Genomic DNA, 373 nt, shown 5'->3' on the forward strand with positions numbered 1-373 from the left:
CTCGGCGTCGCCGGGGAAGTAGCCAAGACCATAAAAAGCGTACTCGTTCTCTACGTTCGCACCCAAAAGGTACGTACCCTTTCCGACAAAGCCACCCATATTGCTTTCCATAATGGAGACCTCCAGATAGGTGCCATCCGCATAAAAAATCCATGTGGGTGATTGTCCTTTTGCCCGTATCCATTCCTCCATAGTCGGCGTGTAAGTGGAATCCAGCGAATATATCCAATCCACAGCGGGCGAAGCCGCATAATTCCACGCCTGTCTGCCGTTAATTCGCGGTCTATGAGGTTCGATAAATCTCTTCCAGCCTGCAGCGCGCAAATTCGCTAGAAAAGCCATCACCCTATCGCGGGAGAACTGATGAGTCTCT

Annotated in this window: 1 pseudogene; it reads right to left on the minus strand. The window is 50.9% G+C overall.

Annotated elements, in window-relative coordinates:
* Positions 1–342 (minus strand): annotated as a pseudogene (locus P0D73_RS46825) (hypothetical protein); the annotation flags it as partial.
* Positions 343–373 lie beyond the last annotated feature (31 nt).

This window comes from Paraburkholderia sp. RL18-101-BIB-B, from assembly GCF_046026985.1.
GTDB lineage: Bacteria > Pseudomonadota > Gammaproteobacteria > Burkholderiales > Burkholderiaceae > Paraburkholderia.